Raw genomic sequence first — 19,386 nt, 5'->3', positions numbered from 1 at the left:
TGTTATGAAGCTTGGGCCGGACGGATGACGCGGCCGGCGGAATCAAACAGATGGCAGGCGGATGTATCGGCTGTGAGCGACACGCGGTCGCCCGGCCGCAGCGCGATGTCGCCTTCGGCGCGGACGACGATCGGCTGCTCTTGCGAGCCGACGGTCATGTAGGTTTCAACGCCGAGACGTTCGACAATGATAACCTCTGCCGAAAAGTCGCCCTGCCCGTCCGCTGCAATCTTCAGATGCTCCGGACGGATGCCAAGTGTCGCCTGGCCCTGCGGCACAATTCCGCCGGGATCGGGCAGGTCGAGCGACAGACCGAGCGCGCTTCGGGCATGAACCTTGCCGGCGATCGGTTTCGTGACCGTCACCGGAATGGTGTTCATCTTCGGAGAGCCGATGAAGGTCGCGACGAAGTCGTTGTCGGGCTGGTGGTAGAGGGTCATTGGCGCGCCCTGCTGGGCAACGACGCCTTTGTTGAGAACCACGATGCGGTCGGCCATCGTCATGGCCTCGACCTGATCATGCGTCACGTAGACGACAGTCGCCTTCAGCTCGCGATGCAGGCGCTGCAGCTCGGCACGCATCTGCACCCGCAATGCCGAATCGAGATTGGACAAAGGCTCATCGAAAAGGATCAGCGATGGCTTCTTGATGATGGCGCGACCAATGGCGACGCGCTGTCTCTGGCCGCCCGACAAGGCAGCGGGGCGGCGATCGAGATAGTCGGTGAGCTGCAGAATTTCGGCGACGGCTTCGACCTGGCGGCGGATTTCCGCCTCCGGAACCTTCTTCAGGCTGAGGGAGAAGCCGATATTCTCCGCAACCGTCATATGCGGATAAAGCGCGTAGGATTGGAACACCATGGCAATGCCGCGCTTGTCAGGGGGAACATCGTTGATGCGCTTGTCATTGAGGATGAGGTCGCCAGCATCGATGCCCTCAAGACCCGCGATCATGCGCAGCAAGGTGGACTTGCCGCAGCCCGAGGGGCCGACGAACACCGCGAACTCGCCGTCTTCCACAGTGATATCGACGCCCTTGATGACCTCCAATGCGCCGTAGAACTTGCGAACGTTCCTGAGATTGATCATCGTAAAACTCTTTCTGGTGTCAGCCTTTGACGCCGCCGGCAAATGTCTGCACGAGGAAGCGACGTGCAAAGCCGAAGGCGACGACGGCCGGCAGGAGGTAGATGAAGGCGAGCGCGGCAAGTAGACCGTAGTCGATCTCGTTGATGCGCAGGAATGCGCGGAACAGGCCGAGCGGCAGCGTCTGCAGTTCCGGCGAGGAGAGGAAGATCAGCGGTAGCAGGAAATCACCCCAAGCCGACATGAAGGCAAATAGTCCGGCGGCCGCCAGTCCCGGCAGCGCCAGAGGGATGAGCACACGGCGAATGCGTTGCAGGAGTGTCGCGCCGTCCATCAGCGCCGCCTCTTCATAGTCGCGCGGCAGGCCGTCGAAGAAGGTCTTCATGATCCACAGCGCCAATGGCAACTGCATTGTCGCAAGCACGAGGATCAGTCCGAGATAGCCATCGATGAAACCGGTCCAGCGCATGATCGGCCTGGTGTATTCGCCAAAGATTGGTCGCAGGACGGCGCCTTCGGCATTGTTTAGCGTTAGAAGGAACTTATAAAGCGGAACGACGAGCGCCGTCGGCGGCAGGACGCGGATCAAGAGGATGGCGTAAAGGAACGGCAGCTTCCACCAGGCCCTGGTGCGCGACAGTGCGTAGCCGCCGAGGCCGGCCAGCACCATGACCAGCACGGTTGCGCTGCCGACCACGAAGAGCGAGTTGAACAGCCACTTGGCGCCGTCTTCCTTGGTGAAGACACGCAGGTAGTTGGCGAAGCTCCATTGCTCGGGCCAACGAAGGAACAGTTGGGCGTTGCCATCGAAGGACGCAAGAAGCACCCAGAAGAAGGGAACCGCGCAAAAGATCGAGATCAGTGACAGCGTTGCATAAGCAAGCAGGTCAGACCGGGTCTTGTTGGCATTGTCGCTCGGGGAAATCACAGCCATCTCAGACTTCCACCTTCATGGCTCTGACATAGCCAATACCGAGGACAAGCGAGATCAACAGGGCCACTACCGCCACAGCGGCGCCGTAGCCAAGTTGGAATGCCGTAAAGGACTGGTTGTAGATATAGATGCTGACCAATTCCGTCGCCCCGCCCGGGCCGCCGCGGGTCAGCGCGTAGACGAGACCAAAGACGGCGATGGTCGAGACGGCGGAGATCAGCATGTAGAGCAGGATCGTCGGCATCATCAACGGCAGGGTGATACGGCGAAACATCTGCGAGGGTGTTGCACCATCCATGCGGGCAGCCTCATAAATCTCGTTGGGGATCGTGCTGAGGCCGGCGGTCAAGAGGATCATCGCCGTGGCGATCCCACGCCAGGTGTTGACGATGATGATCATCGAAAGCGGAAAGACCTGTAGCCAGTCGGCCGGCGTTACGCCAAAGAAGCTGACGATGCGGCTGAGCGTCGCTTGCTCGCCTCCCGCCAGCATGGAGATCCACATGAAGCCGGCAACAACCTCCGGCGCGGCGTTCGGCAGAAGAATGATCGAGGAGAAGAGCCGCCGGAAGTGGATGCGACGACGAAGCGCCATCGCACAGACCAGGCCGAGCACGAACTGGCCGATCACCGCCGAGCCAACGACAAACAGGAAGGTGACGAGCAAGGCATTCCAGAATTTCGCGTCGTTCAGCAACCGTGCGTAGTTGCGAATGCCGACAAAGCGGGGACGAAGCGCGGCAGCGCCGGTCAGCGCTTCATTGGTGAAGCTCAGATAGACGGAGTAAAGCGCGGGATAGATCACGAAGGCCAGAAGCAGGGCAAGTGATGGCAACAGGATCAGAAGAAGCTGCCGTTCTGCGCGCCTTTCGTGGACGTTTCGGGCCATGGAAAGCTCTATAACTCGTTCGAACGGAAATCTGGAGACGTGGGCTTACCCACGTCTCCCTCGCGTTAGGGGTAAGCCACAGCTTACTTTACGACGTCGTCGCCCAGTGTTTCCTTGACGTAGTCGACAAGAATCTTCTGTGCGCCGGCGGCATCGGTTTCCTTGCGCAGCAGCGCTTCTGTAGCGCGCGCAACACCTTCCGAAACGGTACCGAAGCCGGAGGCCTGCTTGAGGAAGGTGCCGTTTCCTGCTGCGGCATGGATCGGAACGAGTTCCGTCAGCTTCTGGAAGTCGGCGTTTTTAGCCGCATCCTTGCTGGATGGAATGTTGCCGATACGGGCTGCATATGAGACTTGTGTCTCCACAGAGCCAATCTCTATCAGCGCCTTTTTGGCGAGTTCCACGTTGGCAGACTTCGAGTTGACGGCCCATGGCGCTGCCAGGTTGGCAAGGACATACTGACCACCGGTTTGGCCCGGAACGGTCCAAGTGCCGACGACCTTGGTCACCTCAGGAATCGGGTTCTTGCTTTCACGGCCCCAGTCGAAGATGTAGCACCAGGAACCGCAGGTGGTTGCGGCCAGCTTGCCGGCTGGGAACATCTGATACTTCGGCACGACCCAAGGCTCCGGTCCGAGCAACGGCTGCGTTGGCATCAGGTCATTGTCGATGAGCTGCTTGTAGACATCAAAGACATCCTTGATGCCCTCGCCGCGAAGATCGAGCTTGCCGTCGGCATCGACGAGCTGCGGCGTCTTGGAGCCAACGACCAAATGCTGGAAGCCCTCGTCGAAGGCCCCGCTTCCCCAGGAAACACCGGCCGGGAAGAGCAGACCATAGGCGCCGGTCTTCTTCTTGATTTCAGCGGCTCGATCGAGAAGGTCCTTCCAGCTCTTCGGCTGCTCGGTCGAGATACCAGCTTTGTCGAGAACGTCCTTGCGATAGTAGATTTCTTGGATGCCGAGCATGAACGGCATGACATAGGTTTCGCCGTCCGGGCTGACCGCCAGCTGCTTGGCGACATCATAGAAATTGGCATAGCCGTCCCATGCCTTGATTTCCTTGGTCACCGGCGCGAGGTAGCCAGCCTCGACCATGTCGGCGACGGCGGCCGTTGTCGGGATGGAAAAGAGGTCAGGCGCGTTGCCGGCGCCGAGCTCGGTCAACAGCTTCGTCAGATAGTCCTTGTCAGGCGCGGGGTATTCGACGACCTCGACGGTCACGCCGTATTTCTTCTCGATCTTCTCGACCGTCGACTTCATGGCGTCGATGCCGGCCTGACCATGATTGGCAATTCGGATTGTCTCAGCATGCGCCAGCGTCGAAACGGCGCTGAGCAAAATGGCGCACAGGCTACCAATGACCGTCTTCTTCAACGGAAGTCCTCCCTTTTTGGTTCGCGGCGCCCTCCAGCACCACAGCTGAAAATGTACACGCATTCCAATTGCTGGCAAGTTGGTTTTTGATCGGACTTTGTATGCATTGATAACTAATTGAATTTACGTCATTTAATAGACCTTGTCTTCATGGTGCCATTTGTGTAACCGTATACAAACTGCATACGGGAGGATTTTTCATGTCACGAAAATTGCGGCTTGGTGTCATTGGCGCAGGCCTGAAAGCGGCTGAGTATGCGGCAAGCTGGGCCCGCATGCCCGAGATCGAATTTGTCGCGCTTGCCGATACGACCCCTTCATCTCGCCAGCGTCTGATCGACGTATGCATTGCCGCTGGTGCGCCAGCGCCCCGAAGCTTCGATGATTGCCGAGAAATGCTGGCGTCTTGCCGGGGCGAGCTTGATATCGTCTATGTCTCCACGCCACATGCGTTTCACGGCGAGCAGGCAACGGCTGTCGCAGAAGCCGGGCTCGATCTCTTCCTCGAAAAGCCGATGGTGACGACGGTAGCGGAAGCCGAACGGCTGATCGCGGCACAGAAGAAGAGCGGTGTGACCATTGTGACCGCTTTCCAGGGCGGTCTCTCTCCCCTGGTGATCGATACGCGTAAGCGGGCGCTTGCCAACGAGTTCGGCGATCTGATCGCCATATCGGGAATGATCTGGGAAAGCTGGTCCAGCAACTATGACGGTCACTGGAAGCAGCAGCCGGAGATATCGGGTGGCGGCTTCATGTTCGACACCGGCGCGCATATGATGAACACCGTGTGCCTGCTTGCCAATTCGGATTTCGAGAGTGTGTCGGCCTATATGAATAATCATGGCAAGAAGGTTGACATCGCCACGGCCGTTTCCGCCCGCCTCAAGAACGGCGCGCTGGCGACGCTGACGGCGGCCGGCGAAGGTCCTCCCGGCTGCGCCTCCTACATCACCTTCTTCTATTCAAGAGCGATCGTTCGCATCGACGCCTGGGGCGGCTGGCGGGAGATCAGCGTCGGCCGTACGTCGAAGCCGCGCGAAGAGGCGGAAATTCTCGACAATCCGATGAAAAACTTCCTCGCCATTCGCGCTGGGACGATGGAAAACACCGGCTCCGTTGAAATGGGCCTGCGATTCGCTAGGCTCTGGGATGCAATCAAGGAATCGGCTGCGGCGGACGGGATGCCCGTCAGGATTGCCGCACCATAGCGATGGCTGGAATGCTTGGATGAACAAGAGACGGATCACCTCGAAGGAACTGGCAAAGCTCGCCGGGGTGTCATCCGCCACGATATCACGGGCGTTCGCCCCCGATTCCAGAATCGGCAGCGCGACCCGCGACCGCATCCTGGCGGTCGCTCGCGAGTATGGGTATCAGCCGAACGCGATCGCCCGCTCCCTCAACAATCAGCGATCGCGGCTGGTGGCGCTGGTCGTCAATGCAATCGGAAATCCGTGCGAGGCAGAAGAGCAGCAGCTTCTCGTGCATCGGCTGCAAGCCCGGCAGCTTCTTCCAATCATTCTGTGCTGCGCCGACCATGATGACCGGCTGCAGCTCATGCGGCTTGCCTCCACCTATCAAGTGGATCACGTCGTCGTCTTTTCCGACATGGTATCGATGCAGGATGCAGTCGATATTTTCCACACGACGAAGCCGATCATCGTTTCCTTCGAACCGCTCGACAATGAGAAGGTCTCAAGCATCCGGATAGACGGGTCGGCGGCCGCTGACGAGATTATCGACAAGATTGTCGGCGACGGAAAGAAGCGGTTCGCCTACCTCTCGGGAACGAAGTCGAGCTGGATCGACAAGCTGCGGCGCAAGTGGTTTGTCGATGCGCTGGCCAAACGTGGCCTGACCCTGCAGGCGGAGGCCTTTGGTGACTACAGCTACGATTCCGGCTTTAAGGAGGCCGTTTTGCTTCTCCACCGCACCAAGGTGGATGCCATCATCTGCGGCAATGACGTGATGGCGATTGGCGCTCGTGATGCGGCCCGGCGCGTGCTCGGCAAGAGCACGCCTGATGATATTGCCATTGTCGGTCAGGATGGGATTGCGATGGCGGCGTGGGACTGCAACGACTTGACGACGCTCAGTCTCGACCATGTCGCCTTCATCGATGCGGTCGTGGAACTCATCGAGCGCCACGATGCCGAACTGGAAGGCCCCCATAGCATTACGCTAACCTGCACGGCGCGATGGGGATCGACGGCGTGAAGCGTCCAACGGCCTCTGGACCTACCGAGATCGCGCGCTCACAACGTTTTCGGCCTCTTCGCGGCTCATGCCAAGCACGATCCTTCCTATGTCGAAGCTGAAGCCGTTGCGCGCGAATGCGGCCATTTCTTTGGTTGCGCGCTCCCGATCGGTGTCGGGACGGCGGAACGGCCCGAAGGCGCGCTTGCGTGCAAAGACGACGGCAGCCAGCAAGTCATCCGCTTCATCAAGCGCAGTCGCAATGACCTCTCGATCGACGCCCTTCTGTGACAGCTTTTGAGCGATGCGCCGTTTTGATCTGCCGTTGCGAACGCCAGAGCGCGCGCTGACTTCGGCATAGGTAGCGTCGTTCAGACCACCGTGGTCACGGGCGAAGGTCACGGCCGAGTTCGCAACCGCCTTGAGTTGCATCTCGCTGATATCCTCGAATTTCTGTTTCGCTTTCCTGACAATGGCATCGAACAGTTGCCTTTCGGTCAGCATCCGCCGCTCAAGCCGATAGATGGTCGAGTTTCTGGCCCAGCTCAGCATCCGTGCCGTCGGGAGGTCGGACGGCGTTTGATCGTCACTCACGGTTCGGTCGGGTCCTTGATGCTTACCTGCGAGAGCAGCCAGGCGGTAAATGCCAGGCCAAGCGCATGTTCACGCTTACCGTCGGGTGTCACGACGTAATAGCTGTTTTCTGTCGACATCGGCTGATCGAAGACGATCTGCAGCTTTCCGGAGCTCAATTCTTGCTCGATCAGATAGAGTGGCAGAAGCGCAAACCCCATGGACATTGCAGCGGCTTCGATGATCATCGAGAACTGGTCGAACCGATTGCCACGATATGAGGGATCAACGTCGATGTCGCAGTGTTCGAACCACTGTCGCCAAAGTCGCGGGCGAGTGGCCAGATGCAGCAAGGGCTTGTGTGCGAGTTCCACCGGACGGGCAACCGGATCCGATTGCAGCAAGGTCGGGCTGGCGACGGGAACGATTTTCTCGTCGCAGAGAAACGTGCAGGTTGCCCGTGCCCAGATCGGTTGGCCGTAGTGAATGGCGAGGTCGAAGCTCTCCTGATCGAAATCGAACAGCTCCGAGCGCGATGCTATGTCAACGAGCGAGCCGGGATGGGCGGCCAGGAAATCCGGCAGCCTGGGCGTCAGCCAACGACTGCCGAAAGTCGGCAGGGTGGCGACCGAAAGCGTTGCTGTCGCGTCCGCGCCGGATGCCGCGCGGATCATCATCTCTTCCGTCTGATGCAGCAGTCGCCGTGCCTCCGGCAGCAGCCGCTTGCCGGCTTCCGACAGGATCGCCCGCTGCCGAACGCGCTCGAAGAGCAGGACGCCGAGCTGGGTCTCCAAATCCTTGATCTGTCGGCTGATCGCGCTTTGGGTCAGATTAAGTTCGAGAGCTGCCCGCGTGAAGTTGCCGTGGCGAGCGGCAGACTCGAATGACTGCAGCGTGGTCAGGTCGGGCATCAGCTTTCGAGGCAACGTCATTCCAAAACCGCATCATCTCAGCTTCATTTATCGTTATTCATCTACTCCACGCACGATATGATCGCAATCCAGAATGAACTCTCCATTGGTACTGTGAGATAAAATATGTCGACCAGAAGTTTCGTCTCTTCCTGTGACATCCGCTCTGCATTCTCCGCGGCGATGTCGGCCATGTACCGTACCGAAGTTCCCGCCTACGGTACGCTGATGAACATTGTTGCCAGGGTGAACGCGGCGACGCTTGCCGCTGATCCGGCTCTCAAGCAGAGGCTGGAGGAAACCGACTCGCTCGAGCGCGTCTCCGAAGAGCGCCACGGCGCCATCCGCCTCGGGACCGCTGCCGAACTCGCGATGATGGGACGCGTCTTTGCGGTGATGGGGATGTACCCCGTGGGCTACTATGATCTCAGCGAAGCTGGGGTCCCTGTTCACTCCACTGCGTTCCGTCCGGTCGGCGACGAGGCGCTCAAGCGAAATCCGTTCCGTGTCTTCACGTCCCTGCTGCGCCTCGACCTGATTGCCGAGGAGAAACTGCGCGCCGAGGCCGAGGCGATCCTGCGCAAGCGTCAGATCTTTACCGCTGGTGCCATCGAACTGACGGAAAAGGCCGAGCGCCAGGGCGGTCTCGATGATGACGATGCCAAGCGCTTTGTCGCGGACGTGCTGGAGACCTTCCGCTGGCATCATCACGCCAATGTCGACCTCGCCATGTATAAGCGTTTGCATGATGCGCACCGGTTGGTTGCCGACGTCGTTTCCTTCAAGGGGCCGCATATCAACCACCTGACGCCACGTACGCTCGACATCGACGAGGTGCAGCGATTAATGCCGGAGTATGGCATTGCGCCGAAGGCGGTCGTCGAAGGTCCGCCCAGCCGTCGCTGTGCGATCCTGCTGCGGCAGACGTCGTTCAAGGCGCTTGAGGAAGCCGTCTCTTTCAAGGATGCAAGTGGCAGCTGGCAGGAGGGCACGCATACGGCCCGGTTCGGCGAGATCGAAAGCCGCGGCATTGCGCTGACGCCGAAGGGCCGCGCCCTTTACGACAAACTCCTGACGGGTTCGCGCAAGGTCGTGCGCCCGGCCGCGGACGGCTCGAATGCAGCCGCCTATGAGAAGGCGCTTGCCGATGCCTTCGTTCCCTTCCCCGATAGCTGGGCCGAGATCCGCCAACAGGGCCTTGGCTATTTCCGCTACTCGCTGACGGAGAAGGGCGAGAGCGCAATTGCCTCAGCCGATGCCGGCATCGATCAGCTGGTGGCGGACGGTCTCGTCTGCTTCGATCCGATCGTCTACGAGGATTTCCTGCCGGTCAGCGCAGCCGGCATCTTCCAGTCCAACCTCGGCGACGAGGCGGCGCAGGCGTTTACCGCAAGCCCCAATCAGCAGCGCTTCGAGCGCGACCTCGGCATCCCGGTTCTCAACGAATTCGATCATTACGCCGGTATCGAGGCTCAATCGATCGCCGAATGCCAAGCACGCCTGACCGCTGCCCAAGCGGCCGAGTGAAACGGCGCCACCGACAAGATTCAAACACTTAAACAGAGGGTCGTTACATGACCGTAGCAGCAAGAACAGTGAACGTGACACAGGAAGCCGTTGCCCTTCTCGATAAGATCGGTGTCGACAAGGCGCTTTACACCGGCGGAGACATGGCCTCTTACAGCCCGGTCACCGGTGAGCAACTGGCAGCCCTGAAAACCGACAGCCGCGACGCAGCCACGGCGAAGATCGAGAAGGCCGCTTCAGCGTTCCAGTCCTGGCGCCTTGTTCCTGCGCCCAAGCGCGGCGAGCTCGTCCGCCTGCTGGGCGAGGAGCTGCGTAGCGTCAAGATGGAGCTTGGCCGCCTGGTCTCGATCGAAGCCGGCAAGATCCCGTCCGAAGGTCTCGGAGAGGTCCAGGAAATGATCGACATCTGCGATTTCGCGGTGGGTCTGTCCCGACAGCTCTACGGCCTGACCATCGCAACCGAACGCCCGGGACATCGGATGATGGAAACCTGGCATCCGCTCGGTGTCGTCGGTATCATCTCTGCCTTCAATTTCCCGGTCGCTGTCTGGGCCTGGAATGCTGCCCTTGCGCTGGTCTGTGGCAACGCGGTGGTGTGGAAGCCTTCCGAGAAGACGCCGCTGACCGCACTTGCCTCGCAGGCCATCCTGCAGCGAGCCATTGCGCGTTTCGGCGATGCGCCGGAAGGCTTGAGCGAAGTGCTGATTGGCGATCGCGCCATCGGCGAGGTGCTTGTCGACCATCCGAAGGTGCCAGTTGTTTCGGCAACGGGATCGACGCGCATGGGCCGGGAAGTCGGTCCGCGTCTCGCCCGCCGCTTTGCTCGTTCGATCCTGGAGCTTGGCGGCAACAACGCTGGTATCGTCTGCCCGTCTGCCGATCTCGACATGGCGCTGCGCGCCATCGCCTTCGGCGCCATGGGTACGGCCGGCCAGCGTTGCACGACGCTGCGCCGTCTCTTCGTGCATGAGAGCGTCTACGACGAGCTCGTGCCGCGCCTGAAGAAGGCCTATGCCAATGTCTCTGTCGGCAATCCGCTCGAAAGCACGGCGTTGGTCGGCCCGCTGATCGACAAGCTCGCCTTCGATAACATGCACAAGGCGCTTGGTGAGGCGAAGGCCCATGGCGGTCAAATCAACGGCGGCGAGCGCGTCGCGCTGCCCCACGACAAGGCCTACTATGTGAAGCCGGCCCTCGTGGAAATGCCCTCGCAGCTCGGACCGGTGCTCGAGGAAACCTTCGCGCCGATCCTCTACGTGATGAAATACACCGATTTCGACAAGGTCATCGAAGCGCACAATGCCGTCGGTGCGGGTCTGTCGTCGTCGATCTTTACGCTGGACCTGCGGGAAGCCGAACGCTTCCTGTCGGCCGACGGATCCGATTGCGGCATCGCCAACGTCAATATCGGAACGTCTGGCGCCGAGATCGGTGGTGCGTTCGGTGGCGAGAAGGAAACGGGCGGCGGCCGCGAATCCGGTTCCGACGCGTGGAAGGCTTACATGCGCCGCGCCACCAACACGATCAACTACTCCAAGGCGCTGCCGCTCGCGCAGGGCGTCTCCTTCGAGATCGAGTAGGTGCAACCATGACGATCGACGTGAAAATTGAGGAGGCGGGCCTAAAGCCCGCCTCAAGGATATCCGCTATCGGTGTCTCCGAAATCCTGCAGATTGGCGCGCGCGCGGCAGCCATGAAGCGGGAAGGCAAGCCAGTCATCATCCTGGGCGCCGGCGAACCCGATTTCGAAACACCGGACCATGTCAAGCAAGCTGCCTGGGATGCCATGCAGCGTGGCGATACGAAGTATACGGCGCTCGACGGAACACCGACGCTCAAGGAAGCCATCCGCACCAAGTTTCAGCGCGAGAACAATCTCTCTTTCGAAGTCAGTGAGATAACTGTCGCCACCGGCGCAAAGCAGATCCTGTTCAATGCGATGATGGCGACCGTCGATCCCGGTGATGAGGTCATTATCCCGACGCCGTACTGGACGTCATACTCCGACATTGTTCAGATCTGCGAAGGCAAGCCCGTTCTCGTTGCCTGCGATGCAGACAGCGGCTTTCGGCTAACCGCGGAGAAACTCGAAGCGGCGATCACGCCGCGGACGCGCTGGTTGTTGCTGAATTCGCCGTCCAATCCTTCGGGTGCGGCCTATAGCGCCGATGACTATCGACCATTGCTGGACGTGTTACTCAGACACCCACATGTCTGGCTCATGGTGGACGATATGTACGAGCACATCGTCTATGACGATTTCCGCTTCGTCACGCCGTTGCAGTTGGAACCGCGCCTGCGTCAGCGTACGCTGACGATCAACGGCGTGTCCAAGGCCTACGCCATGACCGGCTGGCGTATCGGCTATGCCGGTGGCCCGAAAGTGCTCATCAAGGCGATGGCCGTGGTACAGAGCCAGGCAACGTCCTGCCCGTCCTCGATCAGCCAGGCCGCGGCTGTTGCGGCGCTGAACGGGCCGCAGGATTTTCTCGCGGAGCGGACGGAGAGCTTCAGGCGGCGGCGCGATCTGGTCGTTTCGGGCCTCAACGCGATCGATGGTCTTGATTGCCGCACTCCCGAAGGCGCCTTCTACACCTTCTCCGGATGTGGCGGAATTCTCGGCCGGACGACGCCGGGCGGCCGCAAGATCACGACGGACAGCGAGTTTTGCGCCTACCTTCTTGAAGAGGCCAATGTCGCGGTGGTACCAGGCTCGGCTTTCGGCCTTTCGCCCTTTTTCAGGATCTCCTACGCCTCGGCGGAATCGGATCTCAAGGAAGCACTGGAGCGGATCGCGACGGCGTGCCGTCAGCTTGGTTAAACTGGCAAGGAGGCAGGGAGTTCCGTTGCCTCCATCTTTCGTTTCAAGTGATTTACAGCTTCGACACAAAAACGCCCGGAGATTATCCGGGCGTTTCTTATTGGCTACGCTATACCGACACGCTTAGCCGGCGATCTTTTCGCCATAAGCCTTTTGCGCATAGTAGTGGCCGAAGCGGCTGTCCAGGAACGCATCGAGACCGATGTCTTCCTGCCGTACGAAGCCCTTCGTCGGCAGCTCTTCCTTGGCCAGCATGTCAAGTACGGCGCAGATGCTCGATGCGGTGGTGATCTGGATGGCGCTCATCATGCGACCTGCAACGACAGCGCTGTAGACCTTGTTGGCGTAGGTCTCCTGCACAAGTCGACCATTCTTCCAGCCGGAAACCGTCACGAAGATGATCACGACATCCTGCATCGTCGAGGGTAGCGCGTGCTCCAGAATATCCTTCAGTACTTCGCGGCGGTGGCGCAGGCCAAGATCGCTAAGCAGCGCCTTCATGATGGCCGCATGACCGGGATAGCGGATGGTGCGGTAGTTCAGGGTCCGCACCTTGCCCTTCAGCGTTTCGCACAGGGTGCCGAGGCCGCCGGATGTGTTGAAGGCCTCGTAGGTCACGCCATCAAGGGAGAACTCTTCCCGCTCTTCCAGAGCCGGAACTTCGATCAGTTGTCCGTCGACAATGGCCTCGCAGGGCTCGATGTACTCGTTGATAACGCCATCGGTGCTCCAGGTCAGATTGTAGTTCAAGGCATTCGAGGGATACTGCGGGAGGGCACCAACGCGCATGCGGACGCTGTCGAGCGTGTCGAAGCGGCTGGCGAGATCGTTTGCAACGATCGAGATGAAGCCCGGAGCCAGGCCGCACTGCGGAATGAAGGCGGTTGACGCGCTGGCCGCAATCGCCTTGACCCGGCGCGTGGATTCGACGTCCTCCGTCAGATCGAGGTAGTGCACGCCCGCCTCGGCGGCGGCCTCGGCAATTGCGATCGTCAGATGGAACGGGGCGGCACTCAGGACGGCAAACTTGCCGGAGAGAAGTTTGACCAGCGAAGCGTGGTCGGCAATGTCGACTTCCGCAAGGCTGAGGGCGGAATTCGCCTCCATGTGATCCAGCTGCTGTTTGCTGCGGTCGGCCAGCGTGACGTGGTAGTCGCCGGAATGGATGAGAAGACGGGCGATCGTCGAGCCGATCTTGCCGGCGCCAATGACGACGATGTTTTTCATATGCGTTCCCTCTACTGGATCAAGAAATCTTTATGCCTTCTTTATTCCTGTCTGTTTGGTTGATTCACAGCGCGAGAATGATAAAATCGACTGGATTTTGTTGGCGTATCGCCGGTGGGATTAGTCAATATGACGATGAGTGATAAGGATCGGCAACTTCTGTCGATTCTCAGCGAGAATGCCCGTATGCCAACCGCCGTGCTGGCGCGCAGGCTTGGCTTGTCGCGCACCACGGTGCAGGCGAAAATCGAGCGCCTGGAACGGGACGGCGTTATTGCAGGCTATGGCGTGCGGCTATCGGATGATTTCGAGGGCGGCCAGATAAAGGCGCATGTGCTCATCACCTTGGCGGCCAAGGCACTCGGGCGCGTTACGCAAGAACTGCAGTCGATTGCGCATGTCCGTTCCGTCCATTCGGTGAGCGGCAGCTTTGATATGATCGCGATCGTTGCGGCGGCATCGATCAGCGAACTCGACATGGTCATCGACAAAATTGGCGATATCGATGGCGTCGAGAAAACGCTCTCGTCGATCATCTTGTCGACGCGTATCAATCGCTAGCGTCTTTAAGTTTGGCGCGCCTATCTTGCGTAATGGAAACTCGATCGCCGTCGCGCCCGCCGCCATACGCGGGCTCAAGACGCTGGATTGGATCCTACTGATAGGTCCATCCTGTGAACATGAGTGGAGGCTATCGTGAGGCCGGGCGCTATCCGGACGAGGAGTGGAATCGCGGCCTGACGACGATCTTGCTGGTAAAGCCGCTGTGGCGCCTCGACAGTCAGGTCCCTTGACGTCCGCATGTCGGACCCACCGCTAGGCGCGATAGAGGACAGCTGCACCGGTAAGTCCGGCGCCAGCCGCCGCAAGAAGGAGGGTTTCACCATTCTGAAGAGGTCGGTTGGCGGCATCCAGCGATAAGGAGAGCGGGATCGTTGCGGCCGAAGAGTTCCCAAATCGGTCAAGCGAACAGACGGTCCGTTCGGCTTCTATCCCGAGGTTGGCTGCGACCGCCTGAAATATCCGGACATTAGCCTGGTGCGGCACGAAGCGAGTGATTTCGCCAGCGTCTACGGCGGCTCTTTCGAGCGCCCTTTGTGACGCAGAACTCATCATTTCGACCGCCCGCGAAAACACCTCGCGTCCATCCCGCATTGTCATGAGAAACGCGTCGGCGGCCATGCTGGGGGCGAAAGGCCTGTTGCTGCCGCCGGCTGGGATCGAAATCAGGTCGTAGCCGCTCCCATCCGAACATAGGTCAGCGCCAAGAACCCCGGCGGCGGGATCACTTGATGGTGTCAACACGACTGCCCCCGCCGCATCCGCAAACAGAACGCAGCTGGCGCGTTCTGCGGGGTTGATGCGCCGGCTGAGGATATTGGCGGCGATGACAAGAACGGCCCTGCCCTGCGCGCGCACGAAGGCGTCTGCGAGCGTCAGTGCGTACAGGAAGCCGGAACAGGCGCCGGCAAGGTCGATTGCGCCGGAGTGCTCTAGTGCGAGCCTGTGCGCCACGAGCGGCGCTGTTGGTGGCAGCAGGTGATCCGGTGTGGAGGTTGCCAGCAGCGTCAAGCCGATCTCAGAACGGCTGATCCCGGCATTGTCGAGCGCCATGGCTCCTGCTTCTGCGGCAAGGCCGCTCAGGGTGTCGCCCTCTTCGACCCAGTAGCGAGTGCGAATGCCCGTGCGGCGCTCGATCCAGCCGGTTTCCAGTCCGAGGGATTGTTCGATTTCGGCGTTTTCGACGCAACGGCCGGGGACCCTGTGCCCGAAGCCTGCCATGCGCGCGGAGCGGACGTTCCTCATGCCGGAGTTCCGATCAAGACGCTTGCCGCCTCGTCGATCGCATCATAGAGGCGGTCGCTCTCGGTTTCCGATACGCAGTAGGGCGGCATGAGATAGATGACATTTCCAAGCGGGCGGATGAGAAGCTGACGCTCTCGGAAGAAGGCGCGCAACCGCGGTCCTATGTCGGCTAAATATCCGTCTGAGGGAACAGCCATGTCCAGAGCGGCAATGGTTCCGGACTGACGCACATTCCTGAAGCGCCGATCTTCGGCAAAGCGTGCTAGCCGCGTCCCTTGCAGGGCAACGAGGCGATCGATGCGTGCCTGAACCGGCTCCTGCGACCAGATCTTCAAATTCGCGACCGCAGCCGCACAGGCGATCGGATTGGCGGTGTAGGAGCTCGAGTGGAAGAAGGTCTTGCGGCGGTCGGTCGAAAGATGCGCATCAAAGATCTCGCCTGTGCAAAGTGTTGCGGCAAGCGGCAAAGTGCCCCCGGTCAATCCCTTCGATGTGCAGAGGATGTCGGGACAAATGCCCGCCTGTTCGGAGGCAAAAAGTGTGCCCGTCCTGCCCCAGCCGGTCATCACCTCGTCGGCGATCAGGAGCACGCCGTGGGATTGGGCGATCTTGCTGAGTTCGCCAAGCAGCGAGGGCTCGTACATCTTCATGCCACCGGCGCCAAGCACCAGCGGCTCGATCAATAGTGCGGCAACACGGCCGGAGCGGCAGGTGAGCTCGAAGGCGTCAAGCGTGCTTTGCTGCGTACCTGGCTCTGGAAAGGCAAGCCGGTCGACGCCAAACAGCAAGGGTTCATAGGCCGCATTGAAGACGCCCCTTTCGCCGACGGACATGGTGCCGATCGTGTCGCCATGATAGCCATGCTCCATGACGACGATCCGGTCGCGACGTTGCCCGGTGTTGTGGAAGAAACCGAGTGCCATTTTCAGCGCGACTTCGACGGCCGTCGAGCCACTGTCGGAATAAAAGACGTGCTCAAGCCCTGCCGGGCTTACGGCGATCAGTCCACGAGCAAGATCCTCCGCCGGGGCGTGAGTGTATTCGGCAAGGATGATTTGGTCATAGCACTCCGTTGCCGTGCGGATAGCCTCCATGATTGTCGGGTGCCGATGGCCGTGGGTGACCACCCACCACGAAGAGATGGCATCAAGAATGCGGTTGCCGGCCTCGTCGATGAGATAGGCACCTTCGGTCCCCACGACCTTCTTCATCGTTGGCTCAAGGGCATGCTGCGTGAATGGATGCCATACGGGGGAGCGTGTCATGACTTCGGGCTCCGAAACATCGCGACGTCGAAACCGCGATGAAAGGCCGCCATCAGTCGGTCGTGGGTAAGCGGGCTTGTTGGCTCCAGGCGACCCAGCGCGCGCGCTCCGCTCATGTGGACAATGATCTTCTGCGTCTCGATGTTCTCTTCGCCCACAAAGGCAATACCGAAGATGGGAACCGAACGTCGCTGCAGTGCTTCCACCGACATCAGCGTATGATTGATGGTGCCGAGCGAGGTTCTGGCGCACAGGATGACCGATGCCTGCCATCGGGCGAAAACGTCGGCAAAAAGGATGTCTGATGTCAGCGGGACGAGAACGCCGCCGGCGCCTTCAATGACAAGCGGGCCGGAGGGCGTCGGCGGCACAAGTGCGTCCGGATCTATCCTCACGTCGTCGAGCGCTGCCGCGTGGTGCGGGGATGCAGGCGTCTTCAGCCGATAGGCCTCAGGGACAATCCGGTCGGGTGATACCCTGCCCAATCGGGCGACGATTTCAGCATCAGTCTCCTCGTTGAGCCCCGCCTGAACAGGTTTCCAGTAGTGTGCCCCGAGCGCAGCTGTCAAAGCGGCCGAGAAGACCGTCTTGCCGATACCCGTATCGGTGCCGGTAACGACGAAGCGCTGCGTCATTGCGGCTCCTCCCGCAGGGTGACGGCGAGGTGTTCGAACAATCGGGAGACGGTCGTTTCATCGACGTTCAAGGTGATGGAGATGCGCAACCGCGCCGTGCCTTCGGGCACGGTTGGTGGACGGATGGGCCTGACGTCGAAGCCCGCGCTGCGCAAGCGCTCGGCGATGAGCACCGCGCGACGATTGTCGCCGATCACAACGGGCAGAATCTGCGATTTGCTCGCGTGCATCCCGGTTGCCGCTTCCATCTCGCGACTGGCGAAAGATACGAGTCCGGCAAGCTTGTCGCGCCGCTCGGGCTCATCGGCGAGGATCCTCAACGCCTCTCGCACCGTCGCAGCCATGAGCGGAGATGGTGCTGTCGAATAGATGAAATTCCGGGCGCGGTTGATAAGGAAATCGCAGATGATTGCCGGTCCAAGGATGAGTGCGCCTGATGCGCCAAGCGCCTTGCCGCAGGTATGCAGGGTAATGCAGTTTTCGGGATGAACGAGACCTTCCGACAGACCGCGCCCGCCCTGGCCGTAGATGCCCGTCGCGTGCGCCTCGTCGATGATAAGAAAACCATCATGCTGCGTTGCAAGATCCATCAGCTCGCGAAGCGGGGCGCGGTCGCCGTCCATGGAATAGAGGCTTTCGACGGCGATCCACGGGCGCCCAGTGCCGCCGGCACGACGCCATGTGCGGATCGCATCGGCGACTGCGTCCACGTCGTTGTGTGTGGTTGCGACCGACGGTGCGCGACTTTTCGAGACCCCCTCATGGGCGCTGGCATGGATCAGCGCGTCGTACACGATGATGTCGTCGCGCTGCGGCAAGGTCGAAAACAGCGCCACATTGGCGGCATAGCCGCTGCCGAAGTAGAGAGCCCGCGCCGCTCGGAAATAAGCGGCTGCCTCCTGCTCCAGCGCCTCATGCTCGGGATGATTGCCGCGAAGCAGCCGCGAGCCCCCTGCCCCGACCGGCACGCCGCGATCCATTGCGTCGCGAAGCGCGTCCTTGAGCCGCATTGAATCGGCCAAGCCGAGATAGTCGTTCGAGGTGAAATCGGTGCCGGATAGCGCGACGAGGCTCCGGCTCCTCCCCTTGCGATCGAGGCCGGCGAGCTTGCGCTCATAGACCGCAAGGCTGGCGGTGGTCATTCCGCTCGCTCCAGTTGCTCGGCCTTCAGCCCCAGGCGACGAAAGAGTGCCGCATCCTGATCCTCGCCGGGATTGTCCGCGGTCAGCAGGGTCTCGCCCACGAAGATCGAGTTGGCGCCCGCAAAGAAACAGAGCGCCTGGGTCTCGTCCGACATGTCCGTCCGACCTGCGGACAGGCGCACATAGGACGTGGGCATCAGAATGCGTGCCAGTGCGACGGTGCGAACGAAATCGATCGGGTCGATCGGCTGAGCATTGGCGAGCCTCGAGCCGGCGATCGGAATCAGCATGTTGATCGGCACGCTCTCGGGGGGCGTCGGCAGGTTTGCAAGCGTGACAAGCATCGAGATGCGATCTTCGGCCGTCTCGCCCATGCCGAGAATACCGCCGGCGCAAACCTTGATGCCCGCTTCACGGACATTGGCGAGGGTCTCCAGCCGATCGGCAAAGCTGCGGGTCGTGATGATTTCGCTATAGAAGCGCTCGGAGGTATCGATGTTGTGATTATAGTAGTCGAGGCCGGCGTCGGCGAGCCTGGCGGATTGCTGCGGCGTCAGCATCCCAAGCGTCATACAGGTCTCCATCCCCAGCGCGCGGACGCCCGCGACCATCGCGACAATCGCATCCATGTCGCGGTCCTTGGGGCTGCGCCAGGCGGCACCCATGCAGTATCGCGTGGCGCCCGCGTCCCTGGCTTTTCGTGCTTCGGTGAGAACGCGCTCGACTTCCATCAGTTTTGAAGCCTTGAGCCCGGTCGGATAGTGGGCGGACTGGCTGCAATAGCCACAGTCTTCGGCGCATCCGCCGGTCTTGACCGAGAGGAGGCGGCTCATCTGCACCGCGTTCGGGTCGAAATTGGCACGGTGGACGCCGTGAGCACGATGGAGAAGGTCGTTGAAGGGCAAATTATAGATAATCTGAGCTTCTGAGTCGGTTGCGAAGTCTAAGGGAGCGCTGTTGCCTTTAATCTCTTGCGTCAAATTCGCTGAGGGGGGCTGC

At 60.5% G+C, this 19,386-nt stretch carries 18 protein-coding genes; 6 read left to right on the top strand and 12 right to left on the bottom strand.

Going from position 1 to position 19,386, the window contains the following annotated elements; all coding sequences use genetic code 11:
• Nucleotides 1-2: 2 nt before the first annotated feature.
• The 4 genes from ugpC to FHX09_RS00500 all read right to left on the bottom strand — a co-directional run bounded on the left by ugpC (nucleotide 3) and on the right by FHX09_RS00500 (nucleotide 4,284).
• Complete coding sequence (gene ugpC / locus FHX09_RS00515; RefSeq protein WP_132588105.1) at nucleotides 3-1,088, bottom strand: sn-glycerol-3-phosphate ABC transporter ATP-binding protein UgpC; 1,086 nt, start codon at nucleotides 1,086-1,088, stop codon at nucleotides 3-5.
• A gap of 19 nt (nucleotides 1,089-1,107) precedes the next feature.
• A complete protein-coding gene (locus FHX09_RS00510) occupies nucleotides 1,108-2,019 on the bottom strand; it encodes a carbohydrate ABC transporter permease (protein WP_007800492.1) in 912 nt (303 codons plus the stop codon).
• Between the two features lies 1 nt (nucleotide 2,020).
• Nucleotides 2,021-2,908, bottom strand: coding sequence for a sugar ABC transporter permease (locus FHX09_RS00505; RefSeq protein WP_007800494.1), 888 nt, complete (start codon nucleotides 2,906-2,908; stop codon nucleotides 2,021-2,023).
• Nucleotides 2,909-2,991: 83 nt separating this feature from the next.
• The gene (locus tag FHX09_RS00500; protein ID WP_132588106.1) at nucleotides 2,992-4,284 is read right to left on the bottom strand and encodes an extracellular solute-binding protein; all 1,293 of its coding nucleotides are present in this window, start codon (nucleotides 4,282-4,284) and stop codon (nucleotides 2,992-2,994) included.
• A 200-nt stretch (nucleotides 4,285-4,484) separates the two neighbouring features.
• On the opposite strand from FHX09_RS00500, the gene FHX09_RS00495 reads away from it, so the two are divergent.
• Entirely contained in the window at nucleotides 4,485-5,492 is a 1,008-nt protein-coding gene (locus FHX09_RS00495; protein WP_132588107.1) for a Gfo/Idh/MocA family oxidoreductase, read from the top strand.
• Between the two features lie 19 nt (nucleotides 5,493-5,511).
• Nucleotides 5,512-6,501: a LacI family DNA-binding transcriptional regulator gene (locus FHX09_RS00490; protein WP_132588108.1), complete on the top strand. Its 990-nt coding sequence runs from the start codon at nucleotides 5,512-5,514 to the stop codon at nucleotides 6,499-6,501.
• 21 nt (nucleotides 6,502-6,522) lie between these two features.
• On the opposite strand, the gene recX is transcribed toward FHX09_RS00490, so the two are convergent.
• Together recX and FHX09_RS00480 are read right to left on the bottom strand one after the other, a co-directional pair.
• Nucleotides 6,523-7,074, bottom strand: coding sequence for a recombination regulator RecX (gene recX, locus FHX09_RS00485; RefSeq protein WP_132588109.1), 552 nt, complete (start codon nucleotides 7,072-7,074; stop codon nucleotides 6,523-6,525).
• Nucleotides 7,071-7,985: a LysR family transcriptional regulator gene (locus FHX09_RS00480; RefSeq protein ID WP_132588110.1), complete on the bottom strand. Its 915-nt coding sequence runs from the start codon at nucleotides 7,983-7,985 to the stop codon at nucleotides 7,071-7,073. The genes recX and FHX09_RS00480 overlap by 4 nt, the downstream gene beginning before the upstream one ends.
• 105 nt (nucleotides 7,986-8,090) lie before the next feature.
• Between FHX09_RS00480 and FHX09_RS00475 the strand changes: the two genes are divergently transcribed.
• Genes FHX09_RS00475 through FHX09_RS00465 form a run of 3 tightly spaced genes read left to right on the top strand, consistent with a single transcriptional unit; the run spans nucleotide 8,091 to nucleotide 12,312 of the window.
• A complete protein-coding gene (locus tag FHX09_RS00475) occupies nucleotides 8,091-9,491 on the top strand; it encodes a VOC family protein (RefSeq protein WP_184448992.1) in 1,401 nt (466 codons plus the stop codon).
• Nucleotides 9,492-9,538: 47 nt separating this feature from the next.
• Nucleotides 9,539-11,071, top strand: a complete 1,533-nt coding sequence (locus FHX09_RS00470) for an aldehyde dehydrogenase family protein (RefSeq protein ID WP_132588112.1) — start codon at nucleotides 9,539-9,541, stop codon at nucleotides 11,069-11,071.
• 8 nt (nucleotides 11,072-11,079) lie between these two features.
• Nucleotides 11,080-12,312 carry a pyridoxal phosphate-dependent aminotransferase gene (locus tag FHX09_RS00465; RefSeq protein ID WP_184448990.1) on the top strand — a complete coding sequence of 411 codons (1,233 nt, stop codon included), beginning with the start codon at nucleotides 11,080-11,082 and terminating at the stop codon, nucleotides 12,310-12,312.
• Nucleotides 12,313-12,435: 123 nt separating this feature from the next.
• On the opposite strand, the gene FHX09_RS00460 is transcribed toward FHX09_RS00465, so the two are convergent.
• Nucleotides 12,436-13,539, bottom strand: a complete 1,104-nt coding sequence (locus FHX09_RS00460) for a saccharopine dehydrogenase family protein (protein WP_132588114.1) — start codon at nucleotides 13,537-13,539, stop codon at nucleotides 12,436-12,438.
• 129 nt (nucleotides 13,540-13,668) lie between these two features.
• On the opposite strand from FHX09_RS00460, the gene FHX09_RS00455 reads away from it, so the two are divergent.
• The gene (locus FHX09_RS00455; protein ID WP_007800514.1) at nucleotides 13,669-14,100 is read left to right on the top strand and encodes an Lrp/AsnC family transcriptional regulator; all 432 of its coding nucleotides are present in this window, start codon (nucleotides 13,669-13,671) and stop codon (nucleotides 14,098-14,100) included.
• A 255-nt stretch (nucleotides 14,101-14,355) separates the two neighbouring features.
• Here FHX09_RS00455 and FHX09_RS00450 read toward each other — a convergent pair whose 3' ends face one another.
• Genes FHX09_RS00450 through bioB form a run of 5 tightly spaced genes read right to left on the bottom strand, consistent with a single transcriptional unit; the run spans nucleotide 14,356 to nucleotide 19,367 of the window.
• Nucleotides 14,356-15,345 carry a beta-ketoacyl-ACP synthase III gene (locus FHX09_RS00450; protein WP_184448988.1) on the bottom strand — a complete coding sequence of 330 codons (990 nt, stop codon included), beginning with the start codon at nucleotides 15,343-15,345 and terminating at the stop codon, nucleotides 14,356-14,358.
• Nucleotides 15,342-16,610, bottom strand: a complete 1,269-nt coding sequence (locus tag FHX09_RS00445; RefSeq protein WP_132588116.1) for an adenosylmethionine--8-amino-7-oxononanoate transaminase — start codon at nucleotides 16,608-16,610, stop codon at nucleotides 15,342-15,344. The genes FHX09_RS00450 and FHX09_RS00445 overlap by 4 nt, the downstream gene beginning before the upstream one ends.
• The gene (gene bioD / locus FHX09_RS00440; protein ID WP_184448987.1) at nucleotides 16,607-17,245 is read right to left on the bottom strand and encodes a dethiobiotin synthase; all 639 of its coding nucleotides are present in this window, start codon (nucleotides 17,243-17,245) and stop codon (nucleotides 16,607-16,609) included. Before bioD ends, FHX09_RS00445 begins: the two co-directional genes overlap by 4 nt.
• A complete protein-coding gene (locus FHX09_RS00435) occupies nucleotides 17,242-18,387 on the bottom strand; it encodes an 8-amino-7-oxononanoate synthase (RefSeq protein ID WP_132588118.1) in 1,146 nt (381 codons plus the stop codon). The genes bioD and FHX09_RS00435 overlap by 4 nt, the downstream gene beginning before the upstream one ends.
• A complete protein-coding gene (gene bioB / locus FHX09_RS00430) occupies nucleotides 18,384-19,367 on the bottom strand; it encodes a biotin synthase BioB (protein ID WP_348649154.1) in 984 nt (327 codons plus the stop codon). The genes FHX09_RS00435 and bioB overlap by 4 nt, the downstream gene beginning before the upstream one ends.
• Nucleotides 19,368-19,386: the final 19 nt, after the last annotated feature.

Source organism: Rhizobium sp. BK538, assembly GCF_014197575.1.
In the GTDB taxonomy this organism is placed as follows: domain Bacteria; phylum Pseudomonadota; class Alphaproteobacteria; order Rhizobiales; family Rhizobiaceae; genus Rhizobium.
Note: the sequence above shows the minus strand (reverse complement) of the source record. Positions and strands in the feature narration are given on the sequence as shown.